Source organism: Micromonospora sp. NPDC003776 (assembly GCF_053605645.1).
Genome location: NZ_JBSGJR010000405.1, coordinates 1 through 6,574, shown reverse-complemented (window position 1 = coordinate 6,574; position 6,574 = coordinate 1). Strand labels below are relative to the sequence as shown.

Genomic DNA, 6,574 nt, shown 5'->3' with positions numbered 1-6,574 from the left:
CGGACCGGCGCTGCGCCGGGCCGAGGCGGCGCCGCCGGCGGAGGCCGAGGCGGTCGGCGGCCTGCGCGGCGCCCGGTCCGAGCTGCGCCGGCAGATGCGCGCGCGGCGGCGGCTGCGGATGGGCATCCTGGCCCTGGTCAGCCTGGTGCTGCTGGGTGCCGTCCCGCTCTACTTCGGGCTGCGCACGCTCAGCCGCGACCCGGTCTTCGACACCCTGGACGCGCTGGACGTGCCGTCCTGGGCGGCGTCGAGGACCGTGGACAACGTCAGCGGCAGCCGGTGGTGCCTGGAGGACTGCCGGCTGCGGGAGCGGACCGTCGAGTCGGACAAGCCCTGGAAGGAGACCGCGCAGGTCTACGAGCGGGCCCTCGCCGGCGACGGCTGGCAGCGCTGGAAGGTCGACCGCTGCCCCGAGGACAAGGACGTCAAGGGCAGCTACACCTGCTGGCGGCGGGACGAACTCACCCTCGACCTCTGGGTACGCGACCCGACCTGCGTGCCGCCACCGGTCGACGGCTCGCCCGCGCCCTCCCCGGCGCCCTCACCCGCAGCGGGAAAGTGCACCGGGTCGTTGGTCTCGGTGAAGGTCCGCAACGCGATCGACGACGAGCGGACCGGACCACAGCCGAGCACCGATCCGTCACTCACCGGTGAGGATCCGTTCCCGACCCTCACCGACGATCCTCTCGGCGAGTTGACACCGTCACCGTCGTGAGCCGCGTTCCATCACGGACGGTAGGGTCTGGGGCTGGCGGGCCTGCTTGCGCCCGTTGACCCCGACGGGTCGGCGTGCGACGAAGTGGGTAGGACGGTCGCGCGTTCCGGGGCGTCGGGCCCCGGGACACTGCTTGAGGAGGACATGCGCGTGAGTGGTGGAGAGATCGCTGCGCTGATCGCGGCCGGCGCGTTCCTGATGCTCGTGCTCGTACTGGCGGTGCCGATCCTGCGGCTGCGGCACACCGTGGACGCGACGACCCGGATGATCACCGAACTGAACGACCGCACCACCCCGCTGCTCGGGGACGTCAACACCACGGTGAAGAACGTCAACACCGCTCTGGAGCAGGTGCAGACCTCCCTCGACGGGGTCAACCTCCAGCTCGCCAAGGTGGACACCATGACCACCCACGCGCAGAACGTCACGGCCAACGTGGCCAACCTGGCCGCCGTGGTCTCCGCCGCCGCCGCGAACCCGCTGGTCAAGGTGGCCGCCTTCGGCTACGGCGTGCGCAAGGCCGCGGCGGCCCGTCGGCACGCGGAGGACGAGCGCGAGGCCCGCGACATCATCAAGCAGCGGCGGCGTGCCGCGAAGCGCACCAACCGGTGACCCGGCCGAGCGGAGGGATGCGAACATGAGGCGGTTGTTCTGGCTGGGCGTCGGGCTGGCGGTGGGCGTGCTGGTGGTGCGCAAGGCCACCCGTACCGCGCAGGCGTACACGCCGGCGGGCATCGCCAGCGGTTTGTCCGAGTCCGCCGGCGGTCTCGTCGAGTCGGTCCGGAGTTTCGTGGACGACGTCCGTGCCGGCATGGCCGAGCGCGAGCTGGAGATCCACGAGGCCTTCGCCCGGGGCGAGGCGTACGACGATCAGTTCGCCGAGCTGCGGGAGGACCCGCGCATCGGTGATCGAGAGATTTTTCCGGAGGAGCACCAACGATGAAGACGGCGGAGATCAAGCGGCGGTACCTCGCCCACTTCGAGGCGAACGGCCACGCCGTGGTGCCGTCCGCTCCGCTGCCCGCCATCAGCGACCCGAACCTGCTGTTCATCAACGCCGGCATGGTGCAGTTCGTGCCCTACTTCCTCGGGCAGCAGACGGCGCCGTACCCGCGGGCCGCCAGCGTGCAGAAGTGCATCCGTACGCCGGACATCGACGAGGTCGGCAAGACCAGCCGGCACGGCACGTTCTTCCAGATGAACGGCAACTTCTCCTTCGGTGACTACTTCAAGGAGGGGGCGATCCCGCTCGCCTGGGACCTGGTCACCAAGCCGGTCGAGGCGGGCGGCTTCGGGCTGGACCCGGAGCGGATCTGGGCCACGGTCTACCTCGACGACGACGAGGCGTACGACATCTGGCGGCGTACCGGCGTGCCGGACGCGCGGATCGTGCGGCGTGGCAAGGCCGACAACTTCTGGTCGATGGGCATCCCCGGCCCGTGCGGTCCCTGCTCCGAGCTCTACTACGACCGCGGTCCGGAGTACGGCCGCGAGGGCGGTCCGGAGGTCGACGAGGACCGCTACCTGGAGTTCTGGAACCTCGTCTTCATGCAGTTCGAGCGCGGCCCGGGTGTCGGCAAGGAGGACTTCCCGATCCTCGGCGAGCTGCCGGCGAAGAACATCGACACCGGCATGGGCCTGGAGCGGATGGCCTCCCTCCTCCAGGGCGTCGACAACCTCTACGAGATCGACGAGGTCCGGCCGATCCTGGACAAGGCCGCCGAGCTGACCGGCAAGCGCTACGGTGCGCACTCCGGCCACGCGGCCAACCAGTCGCACCCGGACGACGTGCGGCTGCGGGTCATCGCGGACCACGTGCGTACCGCGCTGATGCTGATCGGCGACGGGGTGACCCCGTCCAACGAGGGCCGCGGCTACGTGCTGCGCCGGATCATGCGCCGGGCCATCCGGGCGGTCCGGCTGCTCGGCTACCAGGACCGGGCGCTGCCCGAGCTGCTCCCGGTGGCCCGGGACTGCATGGCCCCGTCGTACCCGGAGCTGGCCGAGGAGTTCGGCCGGATCTCCCAGTACGCGTACGCCGAGGAGGACGCGTTCCTCGCCACGCTGCGCGCCGGCACCACGATCCTGGACACCGCGATCGCGGAGACCAAGTCGGCCGGTCAGGCGGCGCTGTCGGGCGACAAGGCGTTCCAGCTGCACGACACGTACGGCTTCCCGATCGACCTGACCCTGGAGATCGCCGCCGAGCAGGGCCTCCAGGTCGACGCGGAGGGCTTCCGCCGGCTGATGGCCGACCAGCGCAGCCGGGCCAAGGCCGACGCGCAGGCGCGCAAGACCGGTCACACCGACGTGTCGGCGTACCGGTCGGTGCTCGACGGCGGCGGGCCGGTGGAGTTCACCGGCTACACCGAGCTGAACCGGGAGTCCCGGGTGCGGGCGCTGCTCGCCGGCGGGGCCTCGGTCGACGCGGCCGTCGAGGGGGACACCGTCGAGCTGGTGCTCGACACCACCCCGTTCTACGCCGAGGGCGGTGGCCAGCAGCCCGACCAGGGTCTGATCACGGTCGGCGGCGGCCAGCTCGAGGTCTTCGACGTGCAGCAGCCGGTGCCCGGCCTGATCGTGCACCGGGCCCGGGTGGTCCGGGGCGAGGTGCGCGCCGGGGAGACCGGGTACGCCGAGATCGACGTGTCCCGCCGGCGGGCCATCTCCCGGTCGCACACCGCCACCCACCTGGTGCACCAGACCATGCGCAACTTCCTCGGCGAGTCGGCGACCCAGGCGGGCTCGCTGAACGCGCCGGGCCGGCTCCGGTTCGACTTCAACACCCCGACCGGGGTGGCGCCGAGCGTGCTGCACGACGTGGAGCAGCAGGTCAACGAGGTCCTCCTGGCCGACCTGGAGGTGCACGCCTTCATCACCAGCCAGGAGGAGGCCCGCCGGATCGGCGCGATGGCGCTCTTCGGCGAGAAGTACGGCGAGCGGGTCCGGGTCGTCGAGGTCGGCGACTACGCCCGCGAGCTGTGTGGCGGCACGCATGTGGCCCGCTCGGCGCAGCTCGGCCTGGTGAAGATCCTCTCCGAGGCCTCGGTCGGCTCCGGCGTGCGCCGGATCGAGGCCCTGGTCGGCATGGACGCGTTCGGCTTCCTGGCCCGGGAGCATCTGCTGGTGTCCCGGCTGGCCGAGTTGTTCCGGGTCCCCGGCGAGCAGGTCGCGGACCGGGTGGAGCAGACGGTCACCCAGCTCCGCGACGCGGAGAAGGAGCTGGAGAAGCTCCGCGCCCAGCTGGTGCTGGGCGGTGCCGCGAGCCTCGCGGCGGGGGCGAAGGACGTGCGGGGCGTGGCGTACGTCGGCACCGAGGCGCCCGAGGGGGCGGCCGGCAACGATGTGCGGACGCTGGCCCAGGAGATCCGGGGCCGGATCGACCCGGCCCGCCCCGCGGTGGTCGCGGTGGCCGCCCGGGCGAACGGGAAGGCGTCCCTCGTGGTGGCGGTCAACCCGGCGGCCCGTGGTCGGGGCCTGACCGCCAAGGACCTGGTCAAGGCGGCGTTCTCCGGCCGGGGTGGGGGCAGCGACGACCTGGCCCAGGGCGGCGGCCTGCCCGCGGCGGAGGCGCCGAACCTGCTGCTGACCGTGGAGAAGGCCATCGCCGAGGCGTGATGGCCGTTACCGATCGAAGCCAGGGCGGACCGGACGGTCCGCCCTGGCCCGTACCGGAGGGGAAGTGCCCGGTAGATGGCTGAACCGTCCCGCGGGGTGCGTCTGGGAGTCGATGTCGGGCAGGTCCGGGTCGGCGTGGCCCGGTCCGATCCGCACGGCATCCTGGCCACCCCGCTGGTCACCCTGGCCCGCGACCTCACCACCGAGCCGGACGCGGTGCCGGCCGACATGGCCGAGCTGGTCCGGCTGGCCGCCGAGCACGAGGCGGTCGAGATCGTCGTCGGCCTGCCGGTCAACCTCGCCGGAAAGCACGGCCCGGCGGCGGCGAACGTCTCGGCGTACGCTGCCCGTTTGGCCGATGTAATGGGGTCGATTCCGGTGACGCTGACGGACGAGAGGATGTCGACCGTGGTCGCGAGTCGTAGGCTGGCCGAACGGGGCGTCCGGGGAAAGCGCCAACGGGCGGTGGTCGACCAGGCCGCCGCGGTGGAGATTCTGCAGAGCTGGCTGGACGCACAGCGGAGGCGGACGCAATGATCGACGATCTTGACCTGGGGTTCGAAGAGGCGGAGAGGGGGGAGAAGGGCAAGCATCGGCGCGGTGCCGTGCGCAAGCGGCAGGGCAAGTCGGGTGCCGGCCGGGGCAAGACCATCTTCGCCCTGCTCATGGCGCTCGTGCTGCTGGGCGGTATCGGCGGCGGCGCGTACATCGGCTTCGACCGGATCCGTAACCACTTCGTCACCCCCGACTACGACGGCCCCGGCACCGGCGAGGCGCTCGTCGAGGTCAAGGCGGGCGACACCCTCACCGACATCGGGAACAGCCTCTACGACGCCGGCGTGGTGAAGAGCACCAAGGCGTTCATCGAGGCCGCCGACGCCAACTCGCGCAGCAAGAACATCCAGGTCGGCCGGTACAAGGTCCGCAAGCAGATGAAGGCCGCCGACGCGGTGAACCTGCTGCTGGACCCGAAGAGCCGGGTGGTCAACGGGGTGACCATCCCCGAGGGCACCATCAGCCTGACCGTCTACCAGATCCTGTCGAAGCAGACCAAGATCCCGGTCAAGGAGTTCCAGGAGGCGGCGAAGGACCCGGTCAAACTCGGGGTGCCCGCCTTCTGGTTCAAGCGCGAGGACGGTAAGAAGGTCACTAAGAGCATCGAGGGCTTCCTCTACCCGTCCACCTACGAGATCCCGCCGAAGGCGACCGCCGAGCAGATCCTGACGATGATGGTGGACGAGTTCCTGCGCGTCACCAAGGAACTCGACTTCGTCGACCGGGTGCAGAAGGAGCGGCAGATCTCGCCGTACGAGGCGCTGATCACCGCCTCCATCGCGCAGGCCGAGTCGGTCGACCCGAAGGACTTCCCGAAGGTCTCCCGGGTGATCTACAACCGGGTCTACGCCGGCAAGATCGGCTGCAAGTGTCTCGGCATCGACAGCGGTATCAACTACTGGTTCCGGCTGCAGGGCAAGGATCCAAAGGACTCGAACGACCTGCTGCAGAGCGAGATCAACGACCCGAAGAACCCGTACAACACGCATGATGTGGCGGGTCTGCCGATCACCCCGATCAGCAACCCGGGTGAGGGTGCGCTCAAGGGTGCGCTGGACCCGCCGCCCGGCGACTGGATCTACTTCATGACCATCGACAAGCAGGGAACGATGGGTTACGGCTCCAACGACGCCGAGTACACCCAGCTGCGTAAGACGATGTGCAAGAACAAGGTTCTGACCGGGGAGAACTGCCGATTCTGAGGGCCGCCGTGACCGGCTGCGCCGTTGCCCGCGATCTCCATGGGGACAGCGGATCGTGCCTCCACATGCTACGGTCCGCTTCCATCTACCTACGGGGAGAGATCATGAGGAAGCTCAGAGTGGCGGGCCGAGCGGCGACCGTCGGTGCCAGCGCGCTGCTGTTGCTCGGTATCGCTGCAGCGCCGGCGTGGGCGGCTACCCTGTCGACTACCGGGGCAAAGGGCCGCTACGAGTACTTCAAGAACGGCACCTATCAAATGTGGCTTACTGACACCCTCACCGACGGTCACTGTGCGCAGTGGCAGGAAAAGGCTCCGGGTGGCAGTTGGAAGTGGGTCGGCGAGCAGAACTGCACCTCGAGCGAGATCAACGCCGTGTGGCTTGGCCGCTCGACGTACGAGGTGCGGATCTGCCGCACCGGAATCGGCAACTGCTCGACGGCCGTGAAGCTCTAGGTGCGTGGCCTGGCCGGCGCAGCCGGCCA

7 protein-coding genes are annotated in these 6,574 nt (G+C 70.1%); all 7 read left to right on the top strand.

The annotated features are described in order from the left end of the window. Positions 1-94: 94 nt before the first annotated feature. The 7 genes from ACWEVO_RS26325 (at position 95) to ACWEVO_RS26295 (ending at position 6,545) form a co-directional block, all read left to right on the top strand. Positions 95-715 carry a hypothetical protein gene (locus tag ACWEVO_RS26325; protein WP_452310187.1) on the top strand — a complete coding sequence of 207 codons (621 nt, stop codon included), beginning with the start codon at positions 95-97 and terminating at the stop codon, positions 713-715. Between the two features lie 150 nt (positions 716-865). Then, on the top strand, positions 866-1,327 hold the full coding sequence (locus ACWEVO_RS26320; RefSeq protein WP_452310186.1) for a DUF948 domain-containing protein: 462 nt from the start codon (positions 866-868) through the stop codon (positions 1,325-1,327). A 25-nt stretch (positions 1,328-1,352) separates the two neighbouring features. Next, complete coding sequence (locus ACWEVO_RS26315; protein ID WP_452310185.1) at positions 1,353-1,658, top strand: hypothetical protein; 306 nt, start codon at positions 1,353-1,355, stop codon at positions 1,656-1,658. Beyond that, on the top strand, positions 1,655-4,333 hold the full coding sequence (alaS, locus tag ACWEVO_RS26310) for an alanine--tRNA ligase (RefSeq protein ID WP_452310184.1): 2,679 nt from the start codon (positions 1,655-1,657) through the stop codon (positions 4,331-4,333). Before ACWEVO_RS26315 ends, alaS begins: the two co-directional genes overlap by 4 nt. A gap of 75 nt (positions 4,334-4,408) precedes the next feature. Continuing rightward, the gene (ruvX, locus tag ACWEVO_RS26305; protein WP_452310183.1) at positions 4,409-4,870 is read left to right on the top strand and encodes a Holliday junction resolvase RuvX; all 462 of its coding nucleotides are present in this window, start codon (positions 4,409-4,411) and stop codon (positions 4,868-4,870) included. Further along, entirely contained in the window at positions 4,867-6,090 is a 1,224-nt protein-coding gene (gene mltG / locus ACWEVO_RS26300; RefSeq protein ID WP_452310182.1) for an endolytic transglycosylase MltG, read from the top strand. The genes ruvX and mltG overlap by 4 nt, the downstream gene beginning before the upstream one ends. 104 nt (positions 6,091-6,194) lie before the next feature. Then, positions 6,195-6,545, top strand: a complete 351-nt coding sequence (locus ACWEVO_RS26295; RefSeq protein WP_452310181.1) for a hypothetical protein — start codon at positions 6,195-6,197, stop codon at positions 6,543-6,545. The last annotated feature ends 29 nt before the right edge of the window (positions 6,546-6,574 follow it).